Source organism: Labrys miyagiensis (assembly GCF_030160835.1).
Lineage (GTDB): Bacteria > Pseudomonadota > Alphaproteobacteria > Rhizobiales > Labraceae > Labrys > Labrys miyagiensis.
The window spans coordinates 37,181-62,849 of sequence record NZ_BSPC01000028.1 but is presented as its reverse complement, the minus strand read 5'-3'; the positions used below and the strand labels follow the sequence as shown (position 1 = coordinate 62,849).

Below are 25,669 nucleotides of genomic sequence, written 5' to 3'. Positions count from 1 at the left end.
TCACGGCGATGCAGACGCTTGCGCTTGTCAGGAGGCCCATCTGGGCGGCAAGATTCGGCGCAGTTTCAATCAGAGATGGCCATGAAATTCTTGGCAATGGCCTGCCAGATCACTTTTTCTGCAAATTACCGCGCTATAGGAGGCGCGCAATGGTCATACATCGCTTTCGAGGCTGGAAACCCAAGGCTGCTTCGTTTATGGACCATCCCCGAAATGGTCATCTTGGCGCCCCGATTGGCGGTGAGAGACATTCAGCCCCATTGGTGCGTTGCCGCGTTGCGTCTGCGGTGACGGGCCCAGGACTCAAGGATTTTGCATGATGTCGTTTCGCCACTTTGCGACTGCAGCTGTTGCGGCGCTCTGCCTTGCGGCAACGCCCGCATTGGCCCAGGACAAGCCTGCCAAGCCGGCCGCAACCACAAAGCCGAAGGCACCTGCAGCCAAGCCTGCCCAGAAGCCGGCTCAGGCCGCGCCGGCAGCCGCCGCTCCGACCGATACCGCCACGGCGGATGTGCCCTCCCTCAAAGGGTCGGTCGTTCCGCCGCTGTCCAATTCGCAGCCTGAATGGGTAAAGCTCTGCCAGACGGATCAGCAGTCGAAGACGGAAATCTGCCTGATCCGCCGTGACCTGCGCTCCGAGACCGGCCAGACGATCATGACAGCGATCGTGATGCAGAACACCACCGACAAGAAGCAGATCCTGCGCCTTGTCATGCCGGTGGGCGGCCTGATCCCCAATGGCATCGCCCTCTATCTCGACAACGCCGCCTTCGCCACCGGCAAATATATCGTGTGCTCGCCCGAGGGGTGCCTCGTCGAAATCCAGATCGACGACAATCAGCTGGCTGCCCTGCGCAAGGCCAAGATGCTGACGATCGTGTTCAAGGCGCCGCCGCAGGACCAGGCCGCTGCAGAGGCCGCCGCACAGGCCGGCAAGCTGTCGCAGGACGTCCAGTTGCCGCTCAGCACCGAAGGCCTGGCCACCACGATCGACGGCAAGCCGCTCGACCCCAATGCGATCGCGAACGAGCAGAAGAAGCTGCAGGACCAGTTGCAGCAGGCTGCCGAGAAGGCCCGCGAGCAGCTCAACGCCAATCCCGCGCCCGCTCAATAAGAAGCGCTTCGGAACAGGAATTCTGACTATGCGAAACTCTCTGATCGCAGGCGCCGCGGCGGCCTTGATGACAATGACGGCTGGTGCCGCTCTTGCCCAGAACCAGCCGCAGCCCGCTCCGGCTGCCACGGCGCCCGACGCCGCTCCCCCAGGCCAGCAGCCCCCTGCGCTCCCGGCCTTCGATCAGCCGCCGTGGACCAAGATATGCGTGAAGCAGGACACCAAGGAATTGTGCCGTATCGTGCGCGATCTCTTGTTGCCCACCACGCAATGGACGATGACGGCCCAGGTCAGTCAGGAAAAGGGTGGCAAGACCACCCTGACGGTGATCGTCCCCGGCGGCGTGGTGCTGCCGCTCGGCGCCCGTGTCCTGGTCGACGGCCAGACACTCGATACGGCCAAGTACCGCATCTGCTACGGACCGAGCTGCGTCGCCGACATGCCGCTGAGCGATGCCAATCTGGCCGTTCTCAAGAAGGGCAAGAAGCTCACGGTGCAGGCTGTCACCTTCCAGGGGCAGCCCGTGGCGCTCGACATGACCCTCGACGGCTTCGGCAAGGTGTTCGACGGCGCCGGTATCGATACGCCCACCTATCAGGCGCAGGTGAAAGCCTTCAACGAGAACCTGCAGAAGCTTTTCCAGCCTTTCATCGACGCCCAGCAAGCCCAGATCCGGCAGCAGCAACAGCAGCAGGGCGCGCCGCCCGCTCCCGCTCAATAAGATAGAAAAGCAAAAGACCGGCGTTCGAGCCGGTCTTTTCATGTGGGGGTACGGGCTTTCGCGCGCTCAGTGCCTTACGCTGGGCTTGGGCCGATAGCCGCCGTTCTTGTCGCGGTCGAACATCTGTTCGACCTGGGCGTTGCGCACGGGCTTGCCGCTGTCATCCACGACGAGATTCTGTTCGGAGACATAGGCGACATATTCCGTTTCGTCATTCTCCGCCAGCAGATGGTAGAAGGGCTGATCCTTGGATGGGCGCACGTCCTCGGGTATCGACTGCCACCATTCATCCGTATTGGCGAATTCCGGATCGACATCAAAAATGACGCCACGGAATGGATAAACGCGATGGCGGACGACTTGACCAATAAAGAATTTTGCTTCGCGGGCTTTATTCATACGCAATTTCAGTTGTCATTCGAACCCGGCTGACCATCGGCCAAGTTCATACACTACTATCCAGGAGCAATCCGCGCCGCTAGAGCCGAGGCAAGTTCCAGGCTTACGCGACTGTCGCGCACTCGCTCCATGCCACCAAGGATAGCCGAATTTCAACCAAAGTCGCTTCAATTTTCATTAATTGCGCAATCTTGTGATGATTACATGCCGCGACACGGCGCTTTACCAAGGTCGGGACCGCTGCCGCTGGCCCCACCACGCCGCATTCACATCCATTGCTCCGTATGCTCGCGAATGCATTTCACGAAGAGCACATGGGTACGAGGGTTCGCGATACATCGATGACCTGGGTTTCGATGAAGACGTGGACGTCTCGACCTCCGGCTTTTGACGCCAGACGCACGGCCACTTCAATCCTCGACCGCGCGGGCAAGGCCCTGGCGCATCACCACGCGGCGCAGCGGGCCGATCCGTTCAAGCGCATAGAGGCCAAGGCCCCGCAGCCCCTGCAGCGCGAACTGGTCCGACAGCAGGGAACGGTTGAGGAGGTCGACGGCGGTGTGCCTTGTGCCGATATCCGCCCGCCGGGCTTTGACATAGGCGTCGAGCACCGCCGAGGCGCCCGGGTCTTTTGCATCCCGCAGCGCCTTGGCCAAGGCCGCGATATCGCGAAGCGTCAGATTGAAGCCTTGCGCCCCGATCGGCGGCAGGACATGGGCGGCCTCGCCGATCAGGGCGATCCGCGTGCCGGACTGTGACGTCGCCATGACCGTGTTCATCGGCCAGAAGGAGCGCTGCGAATCGATGCTAACGCGGCCGAGCAAGGCATGGCTCTGCTTTTCGATCTCGTGCGCCAGCGCCGCATCGTCGAGCTCCTTGAGCGCCTCGGCTCTTTCAGGCGAAACGACCCACACCAGGCTCGCCCGCCGACCGGGCAAGGGCACCAGCGTGAAGGGGCCGGATTCGGTGTGGAATTCCGTTGAGATCTCGCGATGGTCGCGGCTGACCCGGAGGTTGAGGGCGAGGGCGGTCTGCGGATAATCATGCCGCGTAGTCCCGATGCCGGCAGCCTGGCGCACCATCGAGTTGCGCCCGTCGGCGGCGATGACGAGACCGGCCGTCAGCGGCTCGGCGCCATCGATGGTCAGGCCGACATGCCCGTCGGCGATGTCGACCGACAGGAGCCGCCCGGTAACATGCTCGATCTCGAGTTCGGCAAGGCGGTTCAGCAGGGCCTGGGTCAATGCACCGTTGGCGATATTCCAGCCGAAAGCGTCGAGCCCAATCTCTTTTGCTTCGAAAGCAATCGGGCGGGCGCGGATCAGGCGCTGTGTCGCGTCCACGATCGACATCACCCGCAGCGGTGCCGCTGCCGGATTGCCGGCGATCACCACGCCGGCTTTCGCCAAGGCCTGCACGCTGCCCTCGAGCAGGGCGGTGGTACGCGTGTCGGCGGCATTGCCGGCCGGGCCGATGAGCGTGACGGCATGGCCCTGCGCGCGCAGCACCACGGCGCAAGCCAAGCCCGCCAGCCCGGCGCCGACGATTGCGATAGAACAGTGATTTAGTTCATGATTGGCTGGCATGATGCGTGATGGACTTATCGCGCATTTCCGGGCGCGTCAAAGAGAGCGGATGATCGGCGATGCGGGCGATCCTTCTCGGCCTCCTGATGGCGGCGGTGGCGCTGGTCGCACCGCTGCGGGCCGAGCCCTTTGCGACAAGTGCGCCCGTGGCCTTTTTGATCGATACCACCACCGGCAGCGTCCTCCTCGACAAGGGCGCCGACAAGCCGATCGAGCCCGCCGCCATGGCCAAGCTCATGACGATTGCCGTGGTGGCACAGGCTTTGCGCGCAGGCGAAACCACGCGCGAGACCGAATATCCCATCTCGGAACAGACCTGGCGCACGGGAGGCGCGCCTTCCGGCAGTGCGACCATGTTCGCGGCGGTCAAGAGCCGTATCCGGGTCGACGACCTCCTCCGCGGCGTTATCGTCCAGGCCGCCAACGATGCCTGCCTAGCTCTCTCCGAGGGCCTCACGGGCCAGCAGGAGGGCCTGGTGCCGCGCATGAACGCTCTCGCGGGGCAAATCGGGATGCAGCATTCCCAGTTTCGCAATGTCACCGGTTTTGCCGACCCCGAGCAACTGACCACGGCGCGCGATCTTGCGCTGCTGCTCACCTGGCTGCGCACGAATGAGCCTGAGGTCTATGCGATCTACCAGGAGAAGGATTTTACCTGGAACAAGATTCGCCAGACCAACCGCAATCCGCTGCTGACTGCCGATCTCGGGGTGGATGGCGGCGTCACCGGCGCGTCCGGTACGGCCGGCTATGGCCTCATCGTCTCGGCGGCCCATGGCGACCAGCGTTTCATCCTGGTGCTGCAAGGCATGAAGTCGATCGCCGACCGCGCGGCGGAGGCCAAGCGCTTGCTGCAATGGGCGGAAACCTCCTTCCAGCCGAAGACAGTCTTCACCAGGGGCGAAACGGTGGGAGAGGCCTCCGTGTTCGGCGGCTTGGCTCCCCGCGTTTCCCTGGCGGCGGATCGCGACGTCGAGCTCCTGGTGAACAGCGCCAATGAGGAAAAGCTGAGCGCCAAGCTTCTCTATGACGGCCCGCTGGAGGCGCCCATCCGCAAGGGCGCACCGGCCGGTCGCCTGCAGATCCTGCGCGAGGGCCAGGTTTCTCTGGAGATTCCCCTGTATGCTTCCGCCGATATCCCCATCGGCAGTCTTCCCCAACGCGCATTCGGTGCTATCTACGAGCTAGGCATCGGTTTGGTACAGGGTGGGCACGGCAAGCGATGAGAGGCCGGTTTATTACGTTCGAAGGTGGGGAGGGGGTTGGCAAATCCACCCAGATCCGCCGGCTGGCGGCATCCTTGAACAATCTCGGTGTCCAGACCCTGATGACGCGTGAACCCGGCGGCTCGCCTCATGCCGAAAAGCTGCGCGAGGTGCTTCTGTCGGGCGGCGCCAAGCCCTTCGGCCCCTTCGCCGAAACGATCTTGTTCAACGCCGCGCGGGACGACCACCTCGAAGCAACGATCCGCCCGGCGCTCGCCCAGGGCATCTGGGTGCTTTGCGATCGCTTCATCGATTCCACCCGTGCCTATCAGGGCGTGCTTGGCGAGATCGAACCGGACCTGATCCGATCCATGGAACGCGTGGTGGTTGGCAATACCATGCCGGATCTCACCCTCATTCTCGACCTGCCTGCCCGTGATGGCCTCGCCCGCGCCCGTGCCCGCAGCGCACAAGCCGATCGCTTCGAGGCAGAGAGCCTGTCTTTTCATGAGAAGCTGCGCGAGGCATTCCTGGCCATTGCCGAATATGAGCCGAAGCGCTGTGCGGTCATCAATGCTTTGGGGACCCCGGATGCCGTGGCAGCCGTTATTCTCTCCGTCGTCAGGCGTCGGCTCGCCAAGGAGCGCGCATCGACATGAGCGACCGTCTCGAGAGCGATATGCTGGCCGACAGTCCGCATCCACGCGAGACCACGCGGCTGATCGGGCAGGATGTGGCCGAGCAGGCCCTGCTTGCCGCCTACCAGTCCGGTCGCATTCATCATGCCTGGATCCTCGGGGGGCCGGAGGGTATCGGCAAGGCCACGCTCGCCTACCGCATGGCGAAGTTCGTGCTCACCAATTCCGATCCCTCCCGTATCGGCAGTGCTTCGGACCTGTCGGTACCGCCGGAGGGGCATGCGGCCCGGCAGGTGATGTCGCAGGCCCATGTCGACCTCACCGTACTCCGCCGCCTGCCTAACGAGAAGACCAAGGGCTTCTACAGCAATATCCGCGTCGACGACGTCCGCGATGTCGTGCGCTTTCTCGGCTCGACCGCCGGGGCGGGTGGTTGGCGCATCGCCATCATCGACAGCGCCGAGGACCTGGCGCGCGAGGGTGCCAATGCCCTGCTCAAGGTGCTGGAGGAGCCGCCGCCGCGCGTGCTGTTCCTGATGGTCTCGCACCAGCCGGCCCGCCTGCTGCCCACCATCCGCTCCCGCTGTCGCCTGTTGGCGTTGGAGGCCTTGGGCGAGGCCGATGTGATCGAAGCAGCGGCCCAGGCAAGGCCCGATTTGTCATCCGAGGCGATCGCCGCCGGCGCGGCTCTGGCACAGGGTAGCGTCCGGCGGGCGCTCACGCTGGCCGATGGCGAGGGCGTGGCGCTTCACCGGTCGCTGACGGAGCTTCTCGCCAAGCTGCCGCGAATCGATGTGGCCGCCGCCCATGCCTTGGCGGATCGCTGCGCCAACAAGGCTGGCGAGGAGAATTTCGCCCTTCTGCTCGATTTCATCGACGAATGGTTGCATCAACGCCTGCTTTCTGAGCGTTCCGAGCCTGCTCATCGCCTTGCGCGCTGGGCGGAGGTATGGGAAAAAGCCCGCAGTGCGGCGCGTGATGTCGAGGCCTACAACCTGGACCGCAAGCCGTTTGTGCTCTCAACCCTCTCCATGCTCGCCGAGGCGTCTGCCGCCTGATATCCCCGGCGGGCAAGGCATTCTTCGCGATACGAGGTCGAGCCCAACCTGGAATCCCTGGAGTGTGGCCGGGCGGATGAAACCGCCAGCCGTTGCGCTCCACTGTAAGGAAGAGCGTTTCGATGGCCGACAAGGACACGTATTACATCACCACCGCGATCTCCTATCCCAATGGCCGGCCGCATATCGGGCACGCCTATGAGTTGATCGCGACGGATGCCATCGCCCGCTTCAAGCGGCTCGACGGCCATGAGGTGTTCTTCCTCACCGGCACGGACGAGCATGGCCAGAAAATGCTGCAGACGGCAGCCAAAGAGAGCATGGCGGCTACCGCGCTTGCCGACCGGAATTCCCAATATTTCCGTGAGATGGCTGTCGCGCTTAATGCGTCGAATGATGATTTTATCCGCACCACCGAAGAGCGCCACTACCGCGCCTGCCAGGAGATCTGGAAGCGCATGGAGGCGGCTGGCGACATCTATCTGTCGAAATATTCCGGCTGGTACTCTGTGCGCGACGAGGCCTATTACGACGAGAAGGACCTCGCCCTGAATTCCGACGGCTCGCGCACGGTGATCGAGACCGGCACCAAGGTCGAGTGGGTGGAGGAAGAGAGCTATTTCTTCAAGCTTTCAGCGTTCCAGGACCGCCTCCTCAAGTTCTACGAGAGCCACCCCGATTTCATCGGCCCGGAGGAACGGCGCAACGAGATCCTGAGCTTCGTGCGCTCGGGCCTGCGGGACCTGTCGGTGAGCCGCACTACCTTCGATTGGGGCATTCCGGTGCCCGGCAACCCCAAGCATGTGATGTATGTCTGGGTCGATGCCCTCACCAACTACCTGACAGCGACGGGCTTCCCCCAGACCAATACCGGGCGCTCGAAGTTCTGGCCGGCCAGCGTGCATGTCATCGGCAAGGATATCGTACGCTTCCACGCGGTCTACTGGCCGGCCTTCCTGATGTCGGCCGGCCTGCCGCTGCCGCATCGCGTGTTTGGCCATGGCTTCCTGTTCAATCGCGGGGAGAAGATGTCCAAGTCGGTGGGCAATGTGATCGATCCCTTCACCCTGGCGGGGCATTACGGCGTCGACCAGTTGCGCTACTTCTTCCTTCGCGAAGTTCCCTTCGGCCAGGACGGCAATTATTCGCATGAGGGTATCGTCAACCGCATCAATGCCGACCTCGCCAACGATTTTGGCAATCTCGCCAATCGCTGCTTGAAGATGATCGCGGCCAATTGCCGGGGCAGGGTTCCCAGTCCTGGCGATCTCCTGCCCTCGGATGAGCAGTTGCTGAAACTGGCGGACGAACTCGTATGGAAGGCGCGCGACTCCATCTATTCCTTCGCGCTCCACACCATCCTCGCGGATCTTTGGGCCGTCGTGGGTGAGGCGAACCGCTATTTTGCCGCTGAGGAGCCCTGGAAGCTCAAGACGAGCAATGCCGCGCGCATGGAAACGGTGCTCTATGTCACCGCCGAGGTGGTGCGGCAGATCGCTATCCTTGCCCAACCGGTGATCCCTACCGGCGCCGCCAAGATGCTCGACCTGCTCGGCGTGCCCGGGGATGCCCGCGACTTCGGCTATCTGGGTGTCGACGGCCGCCTGGCACCGGACACGGCATTGCCGGCGCCCGAGCCCGTCTTCCCACGCTATGTCGAGCCGACCGAGGCGGCGGCTGGGGCATGACGATGCTGATCGACAGCCACTGCCATCTCGATTTCCCCGATCTCCAGAACGAGAGCGAGGAGGTGGTGTCGCGCGCGCGCGCCGCCGGCATCGGGCGCATAATCACCATCTCGACCCGCATCCGCCAGTTTGACCGGATACGGGCCCTGATCGAGCGCTTCGACGATGTCTATGGCTCGGTCGGCACGCATTGCCTGCACGCCCATGAGGAGGACGATATCCCCCTCGAAACCATCCTGGAACTGGCTGAGCATCCCAAGGTGGTGGCGATCGGCGAGGCTGGCCTCGACTATCACTACGATTACGCCCCGCGCGACATCCAGGAACGCGGCTTTCGCAAACATATCGCCGCCGCGCGGCAGACCGGCCTGCCTCTGGTGGTTCACGCCCGGCAGGCCGACCAGGATATCGGCGATATCCTGGAGGAGGAAATGGGAAAGGGAGCTTTCGCAGCCGTCCTCCATTGCTATTCCTCAGGCGCCGATCTGGCGCGGCGGGGCCTTGCTCTCGGCTTCTACGTCTCGTTCTCGGGCATCCTGACTTTTAAGACGGCCGAGGAGATCCGCGATATCGCCCGTTTCGTGCCGCATGACCGCCTGCTGGTCGAGACGGATGCGCCGTATCTGGCGCCGACGCCCTTCCGCGGCAAGCGCAACGAGCCTGCCTATGTGGTGAACACCGCGCGCGTGCTGGCTGAGACGCTCGGCGTCGGCGAGAGTGAGATTGCCACCAGGACGACCGAGAACGCTTTCCGACTGTTCTCGAAGATGCCCCGTCCGGACGACCTGAAGGCGGCGGCCTGACGCATGGTGCTGACAGCGACATTGCTGGGCTGTGGATCCTCGGGCGGCGTGCCCCGCGTCGGTTTCGGCTGGGGCAGTTGCGATCCCAGGGAGCCGCGCAACCGGCGCCGGCGCTGCGCACTGCTGCTGGAACAGGATGGGCCGGAGGGTCGCACCACGGTGCTCGTCGATACCGGGCCGGATGTGCGCGAACAATTGCTGGATGCCAACGTCGACAGGATCGATGGTGTGCTCTACACCCATGAGCATGCGGACCATACCCATGGCATCGACGATTTGCGCGTTCTCGCGCTTCATCAGCGCAGCCTCATCGATATCTATGCCGATCAGCGCACAGCCTCGCTCCTGCGCATGCGCTTCGCCTATTGCTTCGAGACGCCGCCTGGATCGAGCTATCCACCCATCCTCAGCCTCAACATGATATCGATCGGCGAGACGGTGAGTGTTGGCGGACCGGGAGGTTTCGTCCGCGCCTTGCCTTTCGATCAGGATCACGGCGACATCCAGTCGCTCGGGTTTCGACTCGGAAACTTCGCCTACTCTAGCGATATCAATGGCTTGTCATCAGAAAGTGAGAGATTGCTGCAGGACCTTGATGTCTGGATCGTTGATGCCCTCCGGCCCCAACCTCATCCCAGCCATTGGTCGCTGCCCGAGGCCCTGGAATGGATCGAGCGGCTGAAGCCGCGGCGCGCCATTCTCACCAACATGCACACCGAGATGGACTACCAGACGCTCCGCCGAGAACTGCCTGAAGGCGTCGAGCCCGGCTATGACGGTATGCGCATCGGCGTCGAGGTTCTTGAAACAGTTTGACCGGAAGCGTCAAATTGTGACGGTAATGTACATGTTGTTTCAATTGCTTATGTGATAGATTCCTTGTCATTGTCACAATGGGATTCGTCACAGGGGAATTGTTCGGTTGGCCGATCAGCACGTCTTTCTCAATCTTCTCGCCGGTATTGCGCTGCTTTTGTGGTCCACACGTTTGGTCAAGACAGGCATCATGCGGGCCTTTGGCGAGAAATTGCGGGGTGTGATCGCCAGGGCGACCTCCAACCGCTTTTCGGCCTGTCTCGCCGGCGCGGGGGTGGCCGCCGCCCTACAGAGTTCCACCGGCTCGACACTCCTGGTGATGTCCTTCGTCGAACGCGGCTTCCTGACGCTCGCGATGGCGCTCGCCGTGCTGCTAGGCAGCAATGTCGGTACCACCTTGGTCGTCCAGGCAATGTCCTTCGACCTCTCGGCGCTGATGCCGATCCTGATCGCCGCCGGCGTCGCCCTGTTCATGATCGCGCGCTCTTCCTTGGCCCAGAATGTCGGCAGGGCGATGATCGGGCTCGGCCTGATGATCCTGTCGCTGCATCTGGTCGTCGGCGTTGCCGAGCCGATCCGCCAGAGCGACATCATGACGCTCATCTTCGAGCGACTCGATGGCCAGCCCTGGGCGGCCTTGCTGATCGGCGCGGCGCTGGCCTGGCTGGTGCATTCCAGCATCGCCATCCTGCTCCTGGTGATCTCGCTCGCCGGGGCAGGGGTGATTGGGGTTCCCCTGGCGCTGGCCCTCACACTCGGCGCCAATATCGGCTCAGGCCTTGCGCCGCTCGGCCTGTCGCTAGCAGCGCCTATCGAAGTTCGCCGGGCCCTGATCGGCAATCTCGGCACCCGGGTGCTGTGCGCCATCCTGCTGCTTCCCCTGCTGTCCCTCATTCAGCCCTGGCTGGCCACCCTGGAGAGCGACGGCGCGCGCCAGATCGCCAATTTCCATGTCGGCTTCAACCTCCTGCTCGTCGTGGTCTTCCTGCCTTTCGTGACCCAGACGGCCAAGCAGCTTGAAAGGCTGATCGCGGCGCCTGAGGTCTCGATCAGCGAACGTCCTTCGCCCGTACTCGACGAGGCCGATTTCGACAGCCCGTCGGTGGCGCTGGTCGCCGCCTCGCGCGAGGTGATCCGCCTGGCCGAGCTGGTTGAGATCATGCTGCGGGAATCGATCATAACCTTCGAGGAACAGGACGATTCCCGGCGCAAGCAGATCAGCCAGCTCGACCATCAGGTCGACCAGCTCCAGGAGAACATCAAGCTCTATTTGACCCGGCTCACCCGTACACCGCTGGACAAGGAGATGAGCCGCAAGGCCTTCGATCTCATCCTCTTCACCACCAACCTCGAACATGTCGGCGACATCCTGGACAAGACGCTGCTGGAACTCGCAGCCAAGAAGCAGCGGCTCAACCTCAGCTTCTCAAGCGAGGGCTGGGCCGAGATCCAGGCCATGCATCGCGAGGTCGTGGCGCAGATGCGCCTCGCCATCACCGTCTTCATGACGCAGGACAGCGAGATGGCGCGTCGTCTCGTGGAAGCCAAGGACCACATCCGCAACTTCGAACGCTCTGCCGCCGAAAGTCATCTCAACCGCCTGCGGGCCGGCACACTCGCCTCGATCGAGACGAGTTCGCTGCATATGGATATTATCCGTGATCTCAAGCGCATCGTGGCGCATCTGACCGCAGTGGCCTATCCGATCCTCGAAGCCGAGGGCGTTCTGTCCACCTCGCGACTGCGGATCAAGGACGCAGGATAATTATTCCTAATCAGAGGTTTATCGAACGTCGATAAAGCATCAGGTGATCGGTAGGCGCCGTCGCACGATGGCTGCATGGAACCGTGCCCCGTGAATGAGGCCATCGTCGTTGAAGTCATAGGTCGGATTGTGCAGCGGCGCCGACGCTTCGCCATTGCCGAGGAAGGCGAAGCAGCCCGGCACGCGTTCGAGGAAACGGGCGAAATCTTCCGAGGCCGTCATTGGCTCGCGGGCAACCGCGATGTTCTCCGCGGCCAATATCGTACCGGCGGCGGCAAAGGCCTCGTTGACCGCTGCAGGATCGTTGATCGTCGGCACGAACTCCCTGCTGTAGCGGACCTCTTGCGCGACATTATAGGCAAGGGCCGTTCCTTCGGCGATCCGGCGCATCTGCCGTTCCACCTCGGCGCTGACTTCAGGACGGAAGCTGCGCACGTCGCCCAGGACGCGAGCGTGGCCGGGCAGGGCGTTGCGAGTGCCGTCGGTGATCAGCTCGGTCACGGAGACCACACCGATATCGGCAGGATCGAGCCGGCGGGAGACGATGGCCTGGAGATTGGTGACGAGGGCGCAGGCAGCCACCAGCGTCTCGCTGCCCGAGTGCGGACGCGAGGCATGGCCGCCGACACCGGTAAGGACGATTTCGAAATTATCCTCAGCCGACATGATCGGGCCGGGCCGGGTTTCGAAGTGGCCGACGGGAAGGCTGGGCATATTGTGCAGGCCATAGATCTCGTCGAACGGGAAGCGCTGCAGGAGACCATCCGCGAGCATGGCGAGGGCGCCCTTGCCCCATTCCTCCGCCGGCTGGAAGATGAAGCGCACGGTGCCATTGAAGCCGCCGGTAGCGGCCAGATGCGCGGCAGCCCCCAGCAGCATCGCAGTATGGCCGTCATGGCCGCAGGCATGCATGGTTCCAGGCACGGTCGATTTGTAGGGCCGGTCACCCTGTTCAGGAATATGCAGGGCATCCATGTCGGCCCGCAGCGCGATGCTGCGATTGCCGCTGCCTCGCCTGAGCGTGCCGACAACGCCGGTGCCGCCGATATTCTCGGCAATTTCGTCGAGCCCGAATTCCCGCAGCTTCGCAGCCACGAAACGCGCCGTTCGCTGTTCCTCGAAGCCGAATTCGGGGTGGGCGTGCAAGTCACGTCGCCAGGCGATCATATCCGGAAGGAGAGTTTCCAGCTCGCTCATGCCTGTGCTCCAGACGATCTCACCAGGTCCATGACGACATCCAGCAGTACCGTCGCGCCGGCGACAAGATCCGCCTCCGGTGTGAACTCAGCGGGATTGTGGCTGATGCCGCCGACACTTGGCACGAAGATCATCGCCGCCGGAGAGATACGGGCTATCATCTGCGCGTCATGTCCGGCGCCCGACGTCATGCGCCGGCAGGCGAGACCGCGTCGCGACGCTGCTTCCTCGATGTGTGCAACGAGATCGCCGTCGAAGATCACCGGCTCGAACCGGGCCAGGCGCTCGACCGAGACCCGCACGCCCTCCGCTTTCGCAAGGCCCTCCAGAAAGGTCGCCAGCGCTGCCTCCTCGGCGCGTAACCGTTGCTCGTTGGGATCGCGCAGGTCCACAGTGAACATGGCACGCGAGGGAATGACATTGATGGCATTCGGCTCGAATTGCATGCAGCCGACGGTTGCGACGGTCGGGCTGTTGGAAGCCATTGCCCGGTCACGGAGAAAGGTCACAACCCGAGCTGCCGCATGGCCGGCATCCCTGCGCATCGACATTGGCGTGGTACCGGCGTGGTTGGCGATGCCATCGATGGTGATGCGCTGCCATGAGATACCCTGGAGATTCTCCACCGCGCCAAGAGTGAAACCTTCGCGTTCGAGGACCGGACCCTGTTCGATGTGAAGTTCGAGATAGGCGTGCGGCTTCAGAAAACCGGGATCGAGCGTGCCGGCATAGCCGATACGGCGCAATTCGTCGCCCAGCACGCTACCGTCATGGCCGATGACGGCGAGGGCTTCCTCCACCGGCATGCCGCCGGCGAAGACGAGCGAACCCATCATGTCGGGAGCATAGCGCACGCCTTCTTCGTTGGTGAAGGCAGCCACGACGACCGGTCGTTGCGGGCGGATGCCCGCGGCCTTCAGGGTCTCGATGACCTCCAGCCCGGAGAGCACGCCGAAGCAGCCGTCATACATGCCTGCATCGATGACCGTGTCGATGTGCGAGCCCAATAGCAGCGGCATTTCTTTCTCATTGCTCTCATCGCGCCAGATGCCGAAGACGTTGCCGATGCGGTCCACGGCGACTTCCAGGCCGGCCTCGTTGAGCCACGACACCAGGCAATCCCGGCCGGCCTTGTCGTTGTCGGAAGCAGAGAGCCGGACCAGCTTCCCGTCCTCGCCGCGCCCGATGGCACCCAGCGAGCGGAGCCGGTCAAATAGGCGGTTCATGTCGATGCTGGGTTCCCTGACGTTCATGCTCCCATCCTCGCGCCTGCAACGACCTCCTCAGGCGGCAGGCCGACCAGTTCTCGATAGCGCGCCGGATCCGTGGCCCCCTCGGTGTTGACGAGCAGAATTCTCGCTTTGTCATCGAAATCGAGGGCGCGCCGCGCTTCTTCATTCCCCAATGCGTTCAGGAGACCAGCGAGCCCGACGCAGCCGCTCTCGCCGGCGACAATGGCCAGATCGCCTCCTTCGGGCCTTGCGAGCCGGTTCATGGCAGCAATGGCCTCTTCGTCCGTGACGGTCATGAAGGCATCGGCGGTGCGGGATAGGATACGCCAGGCAACCAGTGAGGGCTCGTAGCATTCGAGCATGGCCATCACGGTCGGCGCCCCATGCTCGACCTTGACCGGATGCCCCGCTTCGGCGCTGGCGAACAGGCAGGCGGCGAGAGAAGGCTCGACCACAACGACCCGGGGAGCGGCCTTGGCGAGCAGCAGCCGGAAATGGCCGGCGAGAGCGGCTGCGATGCCGCCGACCCCGGCCTGGATGAAAAGATGGGTCGGAGGCTCGCTCATCTGCCGCATGGCTTCGCGCACGATGGTGGTATAGCCCTGCATCACTAGGCTTGGCACGCGCTCATATCCAGGCCAGGAGGTATCGGAGACGACGGTCCAATTTCGCTCGGCGCTGATCCTGGCTGCCTCGGCAACCGAGTCGTCATAGGTGCCGTCGACACGGATCATCTCGGCTCCGAAGCGCGCAATGGCGGCGACGCGCTCCTCGCTGACCCCGGCATGCACGAAGATCGCCGCCCTGGCACCCACGAGTTGGGCGCCCTGCGCCACGGATCGACCGTGATTGCCGTCTGTCGCACAGGCAAAGGTCATCCGGGCGGCGGTGGCGTGCAGGACGGGTGAGAAGAGTTCCTCATACGCGACCGACCGTCCCAGCTGTCGGCCGGTGTCCTCCAGGACGAGCCGGACCACGGCATAGGCACCCCCGAGCGCCTTGAAGCTCCCGAGCCCGAGACGCCGTCCCTCATCCTTGACGAGGACGGCGCCGACGCCCAGTCGGCGAGCCAAATGGGGAAGAGCTTGCAGCGGCGTCGGCGCATGGTTGTCGCGAACGGCAAGGAAATGCTCAACCTCGTCGGCACCGTCGGGGCCGAGTGTCAGCGCATCGACGGCCTCCAGAGGCTTGCCATAGTCGGTATGGGAGTTGACGAGAAACATGACGGGCTCTCCAGGTTCCGACGAAATATTATTGCGAACGAGTAGAAAAAGGCGCTCTGTTTGGGTGCTCATTCTGCAATTTTGTTTCGTCCTGCTGCCATGCCGTCATCGTTTCGCTCCTCCCCCGAACTCGACAGCTTCGACATCGCCATTCTGGCGATCCTGCAGCGGGACAATCAGACGCCGCAGCGCCTGATCGGCGAGCGCGTCAATCTGTCGGCGCCGGCCGTACAGCGGCGTATCAAGCGGCTGGAAGCGGATGGCTTCATCCGAGCCAATATCGCTGTGCTTGATCCCGCGCGCCTCGGCCAGCGCCTGACCATCGTCGTGAATGTCGATCTGGAGAGCGAACGCGTCGACCTGATCGACGAAGCCAAGCGGAGCTTTCTTGCCGAGGCGCAGGTGCAGCAATGCTACTATGTCGCCGGCGAGACCGACTTCGTGCTGATCCTGAATGTCGGTTCCATGACCGAGTATGAAGGCCTGACGCGCCGGCTGTTCTTCGCCAATCCCAACATCAAGCGCTTCCGCACTTTCGTGGCCATGGATCGGGTGAAGGTCGGCCTGGGCGTACCCTTGAACGAGGTTTGACAGCTTTCTTGCTCTCACTGAAGCACCCGGTGTCGTCTTAGACCGTTACCCGTAAGCCGGATGGCGCCCTGATGACCGGCCGGGCCTGACGGGGCTTCGAAGCTCGCGCGACAGTGACAATGATGGACTGGCCGCCCTCGGGTGGCCTTTCTGCTTTCTGGATCCATCAAGTGACCGGGGGATCGCGGGGCTCTCTATCGGCAACGCAGACAAGGGGCTGCATCGGCGATAGTAATGTTACGGTGGTACCATACCGGGCCGGTGATGGTGGCAAGCGCCATGCAGTCGCAGCAATCGCACATGCCGGGTATGTAGATTGACCGGGAGACCCAATTTCCGGGACTATTCTTGCTGCTTAACGATTGGGCAGTCAGTCACGTTTGAGAGAGCAGCACCGCACTATTAACGAATTCACTTGGCGAAAACGCATCGGCATACCTAGCTTATCGGGATATGATGTAGCTTGAGCGGACTTCAGCCATGCGGAAGCAGCCACTCTACAGCAGGTCCGGCAAGGCCCGGGCAGACGCCAGGTCGCCCTGGATTGCTTCGGACGGAATAACACCCGTCTACATCGCGGGGGCAGGGGAGGATACCTCCCCCACGCTGCGCCAGCGCGCGCGGCTCTTGGCCGACAATGTCTACACACGCCATCGCGGCAAGGTGCTCGTCGGCGCGAGTGCGCTGGTGAGCCTTGCCATCGTGGGCGCCGATGCCCTGTTGTGGCCACCCCCGCGGGCGCTGACGCAGGGCCGGCTCAACGAGGCAGTGAATTACGCGCTCGATCACCGGCCCGAGCAGCCTGCGGTTTCCACGCTTGCCTATGCCCAGATCATTCCGTCTGTCGTGCGCATCGACGGCTACGAACCGATGACGCCCAATGAGTCCGGTAGCCCCGACGACCGCTCCCATCCCAGCGATCCGAACGCGCCCCTCGAGGGTAACAGTGCGCTGCCGGGCTATAAGAACGTCTCCGTGGGTGGCGGCGTGGTAATCGACGACAAGGGCAGCGTCCTGACGGCCCTGCATGTCGCTGTGTCGGCCAAAAGATTGCGCGTGATCTTTGCCGATGGCACACAGGCCAATGCCGACCTCGCCGCTGCCGACAAGCAGAACGACATGGCGCTGCTCAAGCCCGACAAGATTCCAGATGACCTGCAGCCGGCAACACTTTCTTCGACGCGGGGCCTCCGGCCGCGCGACGAAGTGGAGGCGGTCGGCTTTCCCTTCGGCATCGGGCCTTCGGCATCGGCAGGCGTAGTCTCCGGCCTGAAGCGGGAGTTCGAGGGCGGTGGCAAGACCAGGCTCTCCAACCTCATCCAGTTCGATGCTGCGGCCAATCCCGGCAATTCGGGCGGCCCGCTGGTCGATCGCCATGGCGAGGTGATCGGCATCGTCGACGCCATCGTCAATCCATCGGGCGCGCGCACCTTTGCCGGCATCGGCTTCGCGGTCCCGATCGAGAATGCGATGCGTGGAACTTTCGGAGAGTCGCCCCTCTAAGCAGACTTGCGTTGGCAGACCAACGCTTCGCCTGCTTAAGTCTTTGTTTCGACGCAGGTTCTCATCGGAAAACCGTGGGACACTTTTCCGAAACCTGCTTAGGAGCTGCAACCACGGAGAACCAGATGGCCGAACGCTCGGATGATGCCGCTGCTGCCGCCTCGTTGATGGAACAGATCCTGTACGAGGTGAAGAAGGTCGTGGTGGGCCAGGATCACTTCCTCGAGCGCGTGCTCGTCGCACTGCTGGCGCGCGGGCATCTCCTGGTCGAAGGCGTGCCGGGCCTCGCCAAGACGCTGACGGTCAACACGCTGGCGCAAGCGATGCAGGGCTCCTTCAAGCGTATCCAGTTCACGCCCGACCTGGTGCCTTCGGATCTGGTGGGTACCAGGCTCTACAATCAGAAGACTGGTGATTTCTCCACCTCGCTCGGCCCCGTGTTCTGCAACCTTCTGCTGGCCGACGAGATCAACCGCGCGCCGGCGAAAGTGCAGAGCGCGCTGCTGGAAGTGATGCAGGAGCGGCAGGTTACCATTGCCGGCGAGACCCATAAGGTCCCCAATCCGTTCGTGGTGATGGCCACCCAGAACCCGATCGAAACCGAAGGCACCTATCCGCTGCCGGAGGCGCAGGTCGACCGCTTCATGATGAAGGCGCTGGTCGGGTATCCCTCGGCCGAGGAGGAATTCGTCATCGTCTCGCGCGTCACCGGAGTGATGCACACGGTGGCGAAGGTGGCGACGACGGAGCAACTCGCAGAGCTGCAAACACGGAGCAGGGGCCTTTTCGTCGATCCTTCGCTGATCCAGTTCGCGGTGAAGGTGGTGGGCGCGACGCGCAATCCCACGCAGGCGGGCCTCGCGGAGACGGCCCGGCTGATCAGCTTCGGCGCCAGCCCCCGTGCCTCGATCGGCATGATCGAGGCCGGCCGGGCGCTCGCCTTCCTGCGCGGGCGCGGCTACGTCCTGCCCGAGGACGTCCTCGACGTCACCGCCGACGTGCTGCGACACCGCATCGTGCTGTCCTACGAGGCGCTTGCCGAGGAGGTGACTGCGGATGACATCATCACCCGCATCCTCAAGGTCGTGCCCGCTCCCGAAAAGCCGCTGGAGAGCCATGTCAAGCTCACCGCATCAGCCTGAGGCGCTGCTCCAGCGCCTCGAATGGACTGTCATCCGGCGGCTCGACGGCCTGCTGCAAGGCGACTATCGTACGCTCTTCCGCGGCTTTGGGCTCGACCTCGCTGACCTGAGGGAATACCAGCCTTTCGACGAGGTGCGCCACATCGACTGGAACGTAACGGCCCGGACACAGGTTCCGCATGTCCGCATCTACAATGAGGATCGCGACGTCACGGCCTGGCTGCTGCTCGACCTTAGCCCGTCGGTCGATTTCGGCAGCGGGCCGGTGAGCAAGCGTCAGGTCCTCGGCGAATTTGCCGCGGTGCTCGCCCGCCTGCTGACACGCCGCGGCAACAAGGTGGGTGCCATCCTTCATAACGGCCTTGACGATTTCGTCCTGTCGCCGGCTGCGGGGCGACGACATGTGCTCCATCTCGTCGAGCAGGTGTTCTCGAGGCCGAGGCTGCTGCGCGCGCCGCAGACCGATCTCGCGGCCTTCATCAAGCGTTCGCTCGCCATTATGCGCCGCCGCTCGCTGGTCTTCGTGGTTTCGGATTTCATCTCGATGCCAGGGTGGGAGAGGGCGCTTTCGATGCTCTCGCGCCGGCATGAGGGCATCGGCGTGCGCCTGGTCGATCCGCTCGACCTGGCGTTGCCGGATCTCGGCTTGCTGGCCTTCCAGGACCCGGAGACGGGCGAGCAGTTGTTTGTCGACACCACCGACAAGGCATTCCGCAGGCGCTTCGTGGCCATCGCCGCAAAATCGGAAGAGGCGCAGATGCGGGCCTTCGCTGGGGCCGGCGTCGACGTGCTGGAATTGTCGACCAGGGAGGATCTGATCGACGCCGTCCTGCGTTTTGCCGATTTGCGCAAGGCGCGGACAAGGCTGGCGAGCGGCGGGGGCATGCCGGCGCATGTCGGCTCGGCTGCGAGTGGGCCCGCCACCGGCATGGGGGAGCCGCCGTGACCTTCATCTGGATCGACGCCCTCTGGCTGCTGCTGCTCGTCCCCTTGCTGGTTGCCGCCTATCGGTGGCTGCTGCGGCGCAGAAAACAGGCCGCCCTGCGCTACGCCAATCTGGCGCTCGTGAAGCAGGCCATGGGCAGGGGCTTGTCCTGGCGCCGTCATTTGCCGCCGGCTCTGCTGCTTGCGGCAGTGACCGTGCTGATCCTGGCGGTAGCCCGGCCCGCGGCCATCCTGACGCTGCCGTCCAATCGGGCTTTGGTGATCCTCGCCATGGACGTATCAGGTTCGATGCGCGCCCAGGACATCGCGCCGAGCCGTATCGCGGCCTCACAAACCGCCGCCAAGCAGTTCATCGCTGACCTTCCGAACAACGTGGAAATCGGCATCGTGGCCTTTGCCTCGACGGCGCTGCTGGTGCAGGTGCCCACTATCGATCGCAGTGCGCTCGACGATGCCATCGACCGCTTTCAGCTGCGGCGTGGCACGGCCATCGGTGACGGCATTCTGATCTCGCTGGCGACGATCTTTCCCGACGAAAAGTTCGACGTCTCCCCGGGCAGCTCCATCGACCCAGGAACGGACCAGCTCGGAGCGCAGATGAATGCCGGCCCCGGCAATCGCTCACTCGACGACCAGACGCAGCAACCGCGGGCCGAGCATGTGCCGGTGCCGCCGGGCTCCTACGACAACGCCATTATCGTGCTGCTGACGGATGGCGCGACTACAACCGGCAAGGACCCGATTCAGAGCGGGCAGGTGGCGGCCAATTATGGGGTGAAGGTCTACACGGTGGGCTTTGGCTCGCCGGAGGGCAGCGTGGTCGATATGGGCGGCTTCACGATGCGGGCATTGCCCGACCTCGACACGCTCAAGAAGATCGCCGGCGCCACCAATGCCGAGTTCTTCAACGCCCAGTCGGCCGACGACCTCGCCAAGGTCTACAAGTCGCTGACCGCCAAGGTGGTCGGCGAGCGCAGGCTGACCGAGATCTCGTTCATCTTCGCAGGCGTCGGCGCGCTACTCGCCATGCTTGCCGGGGGCCTATCGATGCTGTGGTTCGGCCGCATCGCCTGACGTCGATCGCAAGATCATGCGGCTCCACCAGGTCTCGCCGGCAGCGCAATTTTCCAATTCATCGAGAACAGCCGACGCCCTGTCATTGCGCTGTCAGGTTGGAGCGTCACAAAAACAACCGGGGACTGGGCATCCGGAGGCATGAATCCGGAAATAGGGGCGTATTCGTCTCAATTTTCGCCGCGATACATTTTACGGCATTGTCCAATAGGAAAGTCCACATAATGGTCGATCTAGCAGGACGGGCAGAGGAGCCCCAGGGAAGGTCTGTTCAAGACCACATTGACGAATTGCCCATGTGGGCCGATGGCACGCAACTGCCGTCGGCGCCGATGACGGGCATGCAGTGGCTGATCTGGTCGCTCGCCGCCGCGGGCAAGTTCTTCGAAGGCTTCGTGGTCTTCATGACAGGCGTGGCGCTGCCGCTCCTGTCGAACGAATTCAACATCGGAGCCGCCGAACACGGCATCATCGGCGCGGCAAGCCTTGCCGGCATCCTGGTCGGTGCGGTGTGGCTGGGCGGCCTCTCCGATCGCTTCGGCCGCAAGCCGATGTTCGTGGCGGAGATGGTGCTGTTCTGCGCCTTCCTCGTCGGCCTCGTCTTCTGCCCAAACTATCCGCTGCTGGTGATTTTCCTGTTCGGTCTCGGCCTCGCGCTCGGCTGCGACTACCCGACGGCCCATATGATCATCTCGGAAAGCATTCCGAGCACGGCCCGCGGCAAACTCGTGCTCGGCGCCTTCGCCTTCCAGGCCGTGGGCGCACTCGGTGGTACCGCCGTCGGCTATGCCGTACTCTCGACGCTGCCCGAGATCAGCGCCTGGCGCTGGATGTACGCCACCGCCATCATCCCCGCCGTGATTGTTACGGTCGGCCGCTTCTATATCGTGGAAAGCGCCAACTGGCTGGCTGCCCGCGGCGAGACCAAGAGGGCCGAGGAGGCGGTACGCCGGCTTCTCATCCGCAAGCCGCAATATCCTGCCGAGATCAAGCTCTCCACTCGCGACGGCCAGTCCATCGGCCATGCGGGCGAGGACGGTGGCACCTGGATGTCGCTGTTCAACAAGACCAACAGGCGCGCCACGATTCTCGCCTCGGTGCCCTGGTTCCTGCAAGATCTCGGCACCTATGGCATCGGCATCTTCACGCCGACCATCCTGGCCGTGGCGCTCGGCGCCAATTCGGACCACCCGCGCTCGATCGTCGACCTCATCGCCAACGACATCATGGCGGCGAAGGGCGCGGCCCTGACCACAAGCTTCCTTATCGTCGGCATTCTCTTCGCGGTGGCGCTCGCCGATACGGTGGGGCGTATCGCGCTGCAGGTCTTCGGTTTCATCGGCTGCGCCGCCGGCCTCTTCCTCGCCTCGCTGGCCTCGAGCTTCAGCGGCGGCACTTCGACGCTGCTGATCTTCGCCGGCTTTATCCTCTTCAACTTCATGACCAATCTCGGCCCGAACGCGCAAACCTACCTACTCGCCGGCGAGGTGTTTCCCACCGCTATTCGTGGCAAGGGCGCGGGCTTTGCCGCAGCCTTTGCCAAGATCGGAGCGGTGGCCACCGCCTTCCTGTTCCCGATCCTGCTGGTGGCCATCGGCACCACGGCGCTGCTCTACGGGCTGATCGTGGTTTCGATCCTCGGCGCCATCGTGACCTGGCTCTTCCGGATCGAGACGACGGGCGTCAGCCTCGATCAGTTGGAGAAGCCCACGGGTCTCACCGCCGGCCAGCCGATGTTGGCACCGGCCGAGTAACTTCCTGATCGAGCACGAGCCCCGGGCGACCCCGGCGCATCCACCGCCCCGAACGGCGTTCAGGGCGGGGCGGTAGGCCCGGACTGATCCAGATTGCGATGACCAAATCCTCAGGAGAATTCAATGCGAGCCGATCGTTTGACGTCGGCGGCGCCAACCCTGGCAGCCGCCTTGATCGTGGGATTGCTTGCCGTTCCGGCCCTGGCCGACGACATCAAGCTTACGGAAACAGGTTCCACCCTGCTTTATCCGCTCTTCAATGTCTGGGTCTCCGAGTACACCAGGACCCACCCGGGCGTGACGATTTCGACGGCTGGCACCGGTTCGGGGGCAGGGCTCGACCAGGCTCTGTCGGGCGGCGTGCAGATCGGCGCTTCCGACGCTTATATGAGCGACCAGCAGGCGCGGCGTAATCCGCAGATCGTCAACATTCCGATGGCGATCTCGGCCCTGACGGTGAACTACAACATCCCTGGCCTCGGCTCCGACAATCTGAAGCTCGATGGGCCGACGCTGAGCGACATTTACACCGGCAAGGTGAAGATGTGGGACGATGGCGAGATCACCGGTCTCAACCCCGGCGTGAAGCTGCCCCACCAGACGATCATTCCGGTCCGCCGCTCCGATGCCTCGGGCGATACCTTTGTCTTCACCCAATATCTGGCCTTCTCCACGCCCTCGTGGGAGGACAATGTCGGCTATGGCACCACGGTGAATTGGCCGGCGGTGGCGGGCAGCGTCACGGCCGAAGGCAATGACGGCGTGCTGAAATCCGTGCAGCAGACGCCTTATTCGCTCACCTATATCGGCGTCAGCTATCACGCCGACGTGGACAAGGCGGGCCTCGGCACCGCGGCCCTGAAGAGCTATTCGGGCGAATTCCTGTTGCCGACGCCCGATTCGATCGCCGCGGCGGCTGCCTCGCTCGGCCCGCGCACGCCTGTGGACGAGCGCCTGACCCTGGTCAACGCACCGGGCGCCAACGCCTATCCGCTGGTCAATTACGAATACGCCATCGTCTCGACCAAGCAGGTCAACCCGGACGTCGCTACCGCCATGCGTCGTTTCCTGCACTGGGCCTCGGCGCCGGACGAGACCAACCAGAAATATCTCGACGACGCGCATTTCATCGCGCTGCCGCCGCATGTCTGGGTGCTGACCTACGACCAGATCGAAGCGATACGCTAAAGTAAAATGCGTTCACGTCTAAACAGTTTCCTGCTTAACACGCTGGGATGAAAAGCATTTTTGCGATTCTTGGTGATGCGGTTCGAAGGTAGAACACGCTAGCGTGTCTGGAAGGCAACGAGCTCGCCGCCGATCCGCAGGGCGGCGAGCTTTTCTGTTTCATGACTTGGCGGAGATAGCGCTCAGCTCCTCAAGATCGAGGTCGCGCTCCAGTTCCTGGAGCGTTTCTTCGTCGATATCGCCCGAGCGGTGGAGCCGGATGAGTTCGGCCCGTCCGGCCGCGATCGCCTCCAGCACCAGATCGAAATGGGCATGGAGCTGCGGGGCGTATTGCTCCTCTTGCCCAACATAGTCGACGATCGCCGTGGCCCTGCGCTGATAGCGTTCCAGCAGGCGGGGATGTACGAGGTTGCCCTCGTCGTCGTAGGCCCGGCTCTCGATGATCTTCGCCTGCACCTGCGCCATCGCGGCCTCGGCCTGGCTCATGCTGAAGCGCGCTTTCTCGGATATCGGCTCGCTCAATCCGGCCCAGCGGATCAGGAGCCCCAGGCTCGTGCCCTGGAGGAGCACGGTGCCGAGGATGACGGCAAATGCGGTGACCAGGATGAAATCGCGGCCTGGAAAGCCCTCGGGGATGCTGAGCGCCAGCGCCAATGTGACCACGCCGCGCACGCCGGCCCAGCTCAGCACGGCGGCGGAACGCGAGCCGAGTGGCGCATAGCGGCGCAGGCCCAGAATCCGGCAGACCGTGATCACCACGTCGGAGCCGAACACCCAGGCAAAGCGCGCCAGCGTCAGGGCGAGTAGGATGAGAAGGATCGGTCCGCCCATCTCGTCGATCACCACGCCGAAACCGCCGACGCGTTCGACAACGCCCCGCAGCGAGGAGCCGATCAGCATGAAGACCGAGGCCTCCATGAGGAAGATCATCACGGTCCAGAAGGAGGTGCCGCGCATGCGTACCGAGGCCGAGAGCACGGTATGCTGATGCCAACCCATGATCAGGCCGGTGGTCACCGTGGCGATCACGCCGGAGACGTGAATCATTTCGCCGAGCAGGTAGGAGGGCCAGGCCGCCATCACCGAGGCTGCGATCATCAGATATTCGTCGCCGAGGCGGCGCACCAGCAGGACCCAGGCTATGCCGACAGCGATGCCGACGAGTGCCCCGCCAATCGCCAGGATGAAGAAACTGCCGAGGGCATCAACGGTGCTGAAGGCGCCGGTGACGCCCGCCGCGATGGCGAAGCGAAACAGCACCAGGCCGCTCGCATCGTTGAGCAGGCTTTCGCCCTCGAGAAGGATGAGGAGGCGCCGGGGCAGCTTCACGCGTTGGAGTATCGCCCTGGCCGAAACGGCATCGGGGGGTGAGACGATGGCGCCCAGCGTCGCGCAGGCAGCCCAGGGCAGTGAGGGCAGCAGCCAATGCGTCACCACCGCGACCACGACGGTGGTGAAGACCACCGCGCCGACGGCGAGCGAGGCAATGCCGATCATATGCCGCTTGAGATGTCCCAGGGCGATAACCCAGGCGCCATCCATCAGGAGCGGCGGCAGGAAGATGACCAGCACCAGGCTGGGATCGAGCGCGATGACCGGTAGCCCCGGCATAAAGGCAAGCAGCGCGCCACCCGTGAGCAGCGCCACGGACGGCGGCAGGCCGAGCCTGTGCGCGACATAATGCAAGGCGATGATCGCCAGCAGCATGACGATCACCAGTTCGAACAATTGCGTCGGCTCCACGAATCCCCCCGATATGGCTCCAGTCATCGAACCCGAAGCACTATAGGGGAGCGGCGGGTTTAAACGCCATCCTTCGCCCGATATCCGGGCCCCGGGACGCCAGAAAGCTGCACTTCATGTTCCAATATAGGCGGTTTCGACCTACGTTGCTTTGGTGAGGCGGAAATAAGTAAGAATTTTCATACGCTTACATTGAACTGAAATCGCTTTTGGGTTTTTGGTGTTGTAAGGGCGAAATAAAGGCTGTTGCTGCCATCGTTATCGCGAATTGAGCAACGGGGAAG

Annotated in this window: 22 protein-coding genes; 16 read left to right on the top strand and 6 right to left on the bottom strand. The window is 63.4% G+C overall.

Going from position 1 to position 25,669, the window contains the following annotated elements; genetic code table 11:
• The first annotated feature begins 316 nt into the window (after positions 1 to 316).
• Entirely contained in the window at positions 317 to 1,114 is a 798-nt protein-coding gene (locus tag QQL24_RS16575; protein ID WP_284313401.1) for an invasion associated locus B family protein, read from the top strand.
• A gap of 28 nt (positions 1,115 to 1,142) precedes the next feature.
• On the top strand, positions 1,143 to 1,835 hold the full coding sequence (locus QQL24_RS16570; RefSeq protein ID WP_284313400.1) for an invasion associated locus B family protein: 693 nt from the start codon (positions 1,143 to 1,145) through the stop codon (positions 1,833 to 1,835).
• A gap of 66 nt (positions 1,836 to 1,901) precedes the next feature.
• Here QQL24_RS16570 and hspQ read toward each other — a convergent pair whose 3' ends face one another.
• Entirely contained in the window at positions 1,902 to 2,234 is a 333-nt protein-coding gene (hspQ, locus tag QQL24_RS16565) for a heat shock protein HspQ (RefSeq protein WP_284313399.1), read from the bottom strand.
• 410 nt (positions 2,235 to 2,644) lie between these two features.
• Positions 2,645 to 3,820: a UbiH/UbiF family hydroxylase gene (locus QQL24_RS16560; RefSeq protein ID WP_284313398.1), complete on the bottom strand. Its 1,176-nt coding sequence runs from the start codon at positions 3,818 to 3,820 to the stop codon at positions 2,645 to 2,647.
• A 59-nt stretch (positions 3,821 to 3,879) separates the two neighbouring features.
• On the opposite strand from QQL24_RS16560, the gene QQL24_RS16555 reads away from it, so the two are divergent.
• The 7 genes from QQL24_RS16555 to QQL24_RS16525 all read left to right on the top strand — a co-directional run bounded on the left by QQL24_RS16555 (position 3,880) and on the right by QQL24_RS16525 (position 11,793).
• The gene (locus QQL24_RS16555) at positions 3,880 to 5,046 is read left to right on the top strand and encodes a D-alanyl-D-alanine carboxypeptidase family protein (protein WP_284313397.1); all 1,167 of its coding nucleotides are present in this window, start codon (positions 3,880 to 3,882) and stop codon (positions 5,044 to 5,046) included.
• Entirely contained in the window at positions 5,043 to 5,684 is a 642-nt protein-coding gene (tmk, locus tag QQL24_RS16550; protein ID WP_284313396.1) for a dTMP kinase, read from the top strand. Before QQL24_RS16555 ends, tmk begins: the two co-directional genes overlap by 4 nt.
• Positions 5,681 to 6,721 carry a DNA polymerase III subunit delta' gene (locus QQL24_RS16545; RefSeq protein ID WP_284313395.1) on the top strand — a complete coding sequence of 347 codons (1,041 nt, stop codon included), beginning with the start codon at positions 5,681 to 5,683 and terminating at the stop codon, positions 6,719 to 6,721. The genes tmk and QQL24_RS16545 overlap by 4 nt, the downstream gene beginning before the upstream one ends.
• 122 nt (positions 6,722 to 6,843) lie before the next feature.
• On the top strand, positions 6,844 to 8,409 hold the full coding sequence (gene metG, locus QQL24_RS16540; protein WP_284313394.1) for a methionine--tRNA ligase: 1,566 nt from the start codon (positions 6,844 to 6,846) through the stop codon (positions 8,407 to 8,409).
• Positions 8,410 to 8,411: 2 nt separating this feature from the next.
• The gene (locus tag QQL24_RS16535) at positions 8,412 to 9,212 is read left to right on the top strand and encodes a TatD family hydrolase (protein ID WP_284313597.1); all 801 of its coding nucleotides are present in this window, start codon (positions 8,412 to 8,414) and stop codon (positions 9,210 to 9,212) included.
• A gap of 3 nt (positions 9,213 to 9,215) precedes the next feature.
• Positions 9,216 to 10,028 (top strand): MBL fold metallo-hydrolase, encoded by an 813-nt coding sequence (locus QQL24_RS16530; RefSeq protein WP_284313393.1) that lies wholly within the window; start codon positions 9,216 to 9,218, stop codon positions 10,026 to 10,028.
• Between the two features lie 106 nt (positions 10,029 to 10,134).
• Positions 10,135 to 11,793 carry a Na/Pi cotransporter family protein gene (locus QQL24_RS16525; protein ID WP_284313392.1) on the top strand — a complete coding sequence of 553 codons (1,659 nt, stop codon included), beginning with the start codon at positions 10,135 to 10,137 and terminating at the stop codon, positions 11,791 to 11,793.
• 39 nt (positions 11,794 to 11,832) lie between these two features.
• Here the strand turns inward: QQL24_RS16525 and QQL24_RS16520 are convergent, their stop codons facing one another.
• From QQL24_RS16520 to QQL24_RS16510, 3 genes are read right to left on the bottom strand one after another with little or no spacing between them, the layout of a single operon-like run.
• Positions 11,833 to 12,990: a M20 aminoacylase family protein gene (locus QQL24_RS16520; protein WP_284313391.1), complete on the bottom strand. Its 1,158-nt coding sequence runs from the start codon at positions 12,988 to 12,990 to the stop codon at positions 11,833 to 11,835.
• Entirely contained in the window at positions 12,987 to 14,243 is a 1,257-nt protein-coding gene (locus QQL24_RS16515) for a Zn-dependent hydrolase (protein WP_284313390.1), read from the bottom strand. Before QQL24_RS16515 ends, QQL24_RS16520 begins: the two co-directional genes overlap by 4 nt.
• A complete protein-coding gene (locus tag QQL24_RS16510) occupies positions 14,240 to 15,445 on the bottom strand; it encodes a diaminopropionate ammonia-lyase (RefSeq protein WP_284313389.1) in 1,206 nt (401 codons plus the stop codon). The genes QQL24_RS16515 and QQL24_RS16510 overlap by 4 nt, the downstream gene beginning before the upstream one ends.
• 99 nt (positions 15,446 to 15,544) lie before the next feature.
• Between QQL24_RS16510 and QQL24_RS16505 the strand changes: the two genes are divergently transcribed.
• The 7 genes from QQL24_RS16505 (at position 15,545) to pstS (ending at position 23,642) form a co-directional block, all read left to right on the top strand.
• Positions 15,545 to 16,036, top strand: a complete 492-nt coding sequence (locus QQL24_RS16505) for an Lrp/AsnC family transcriptional regulator (protein WP_284313388.1) — start codon at positions 15,545 to 15,547, stop codon at positions 16,034 to 16,036.
• Between the two features lie 480 nt (positions 16,037 to 16,516).
• Complete coding sequence (locus QQL24_RS16500) at positions 16,517 to 17,539, top strand: S1C family serine protease (protein WP_284313387.1); 1,023 nt, start codon at positions 16,517 to 16,519, stop codon at positions 17,537 to 17,539.
• A 125-nt stretch (positions 17,540 to 17,664) separates the two neighbouring features.
• On the top strand, positions 17,665 to 18,681 hold the full coding sequence (locus tag QQL24_RS16495) for an AAA family ATPase (protein WP_284313386.1): 1,017 nt from the start codon (positions 17,665 to 17,667) through the stop codon (positions 18,679 to 18,681).
• Positions 18,656 to 19,627 carry a DUF58 domain-containing protein gene (locus QQL24_RS16490; RefSeq protein WP_284313385.1) on the top strand — a complete coding sequence of 324 codons (972 nt, stop codon included), beginning with the start codon at positions 18,656 to 18,658 and terminating at the stop codon, positions 19,625 to 19,627. Before QQL24_RS16495 ends, QQL24_RS16490 begins: the two co-directional genes overlap by 26 nt.
• Positions 19,624 to 20,700, top strand: coding sequence for a VWA domain-containing protein (locus tag QQL24_RS16485; protein WP_284313384.1), 1,077 nt, complete (start codon positions 19,624 to 19,626; stop codon positions 20,698 to 20,700). Before QQL24_RS16490 ends, QQL24_RS16485 begins: the two co-directional genes overlap by 4 nt.
• Positions 20,701 to 20,996: 296 nt before the next feature.
• On the top strand, positions 20,997 to 22,454 hold the full coding sequence (locus tag QQL24_RS16480; protein WP_284313383.1) for an MFS transporter: 1,458 nt from the start codon (positions 20,997 to 20,999) through the stop codon (positions 22,452 to 22,454).
• A gap of 123 nt (positions 22,455 to 22,577) precedes the next feature.
• The gene (gene pstS, locus QQL24_RS16475; protein WP_284313382.1) at positions 22,578 to 23,642 is read left to right on the top strand and encodes a phosphate ABC transporter substrate-binding protein PstS; all 1,065 of its coding nucleotides are present in this window, start codon (positions 22,578 to 22,580) and stop codon (positions 23,640 to 23,642) included.
• A 159-nt stretch (positions 23,643 to 23,801) separates the two neighbouring features.
• On the opposite strand, the gene QQL24_RS16470 is transcribed toward pstS, so the two are convergent.
• Positions 23,802 to 25,385, bottom strand: coding sequence for a Na+/H+ antiporter (locus QQL24_RS16470; protein WP_284313381.1), 1,584 nt, complete (start codon positions 25,383 to 25,385; stop codon positions 23,802 to 23,804).
• Between the last annotated feature and the right edge of the window lie 284 nt (positions 25,386 to 25,669).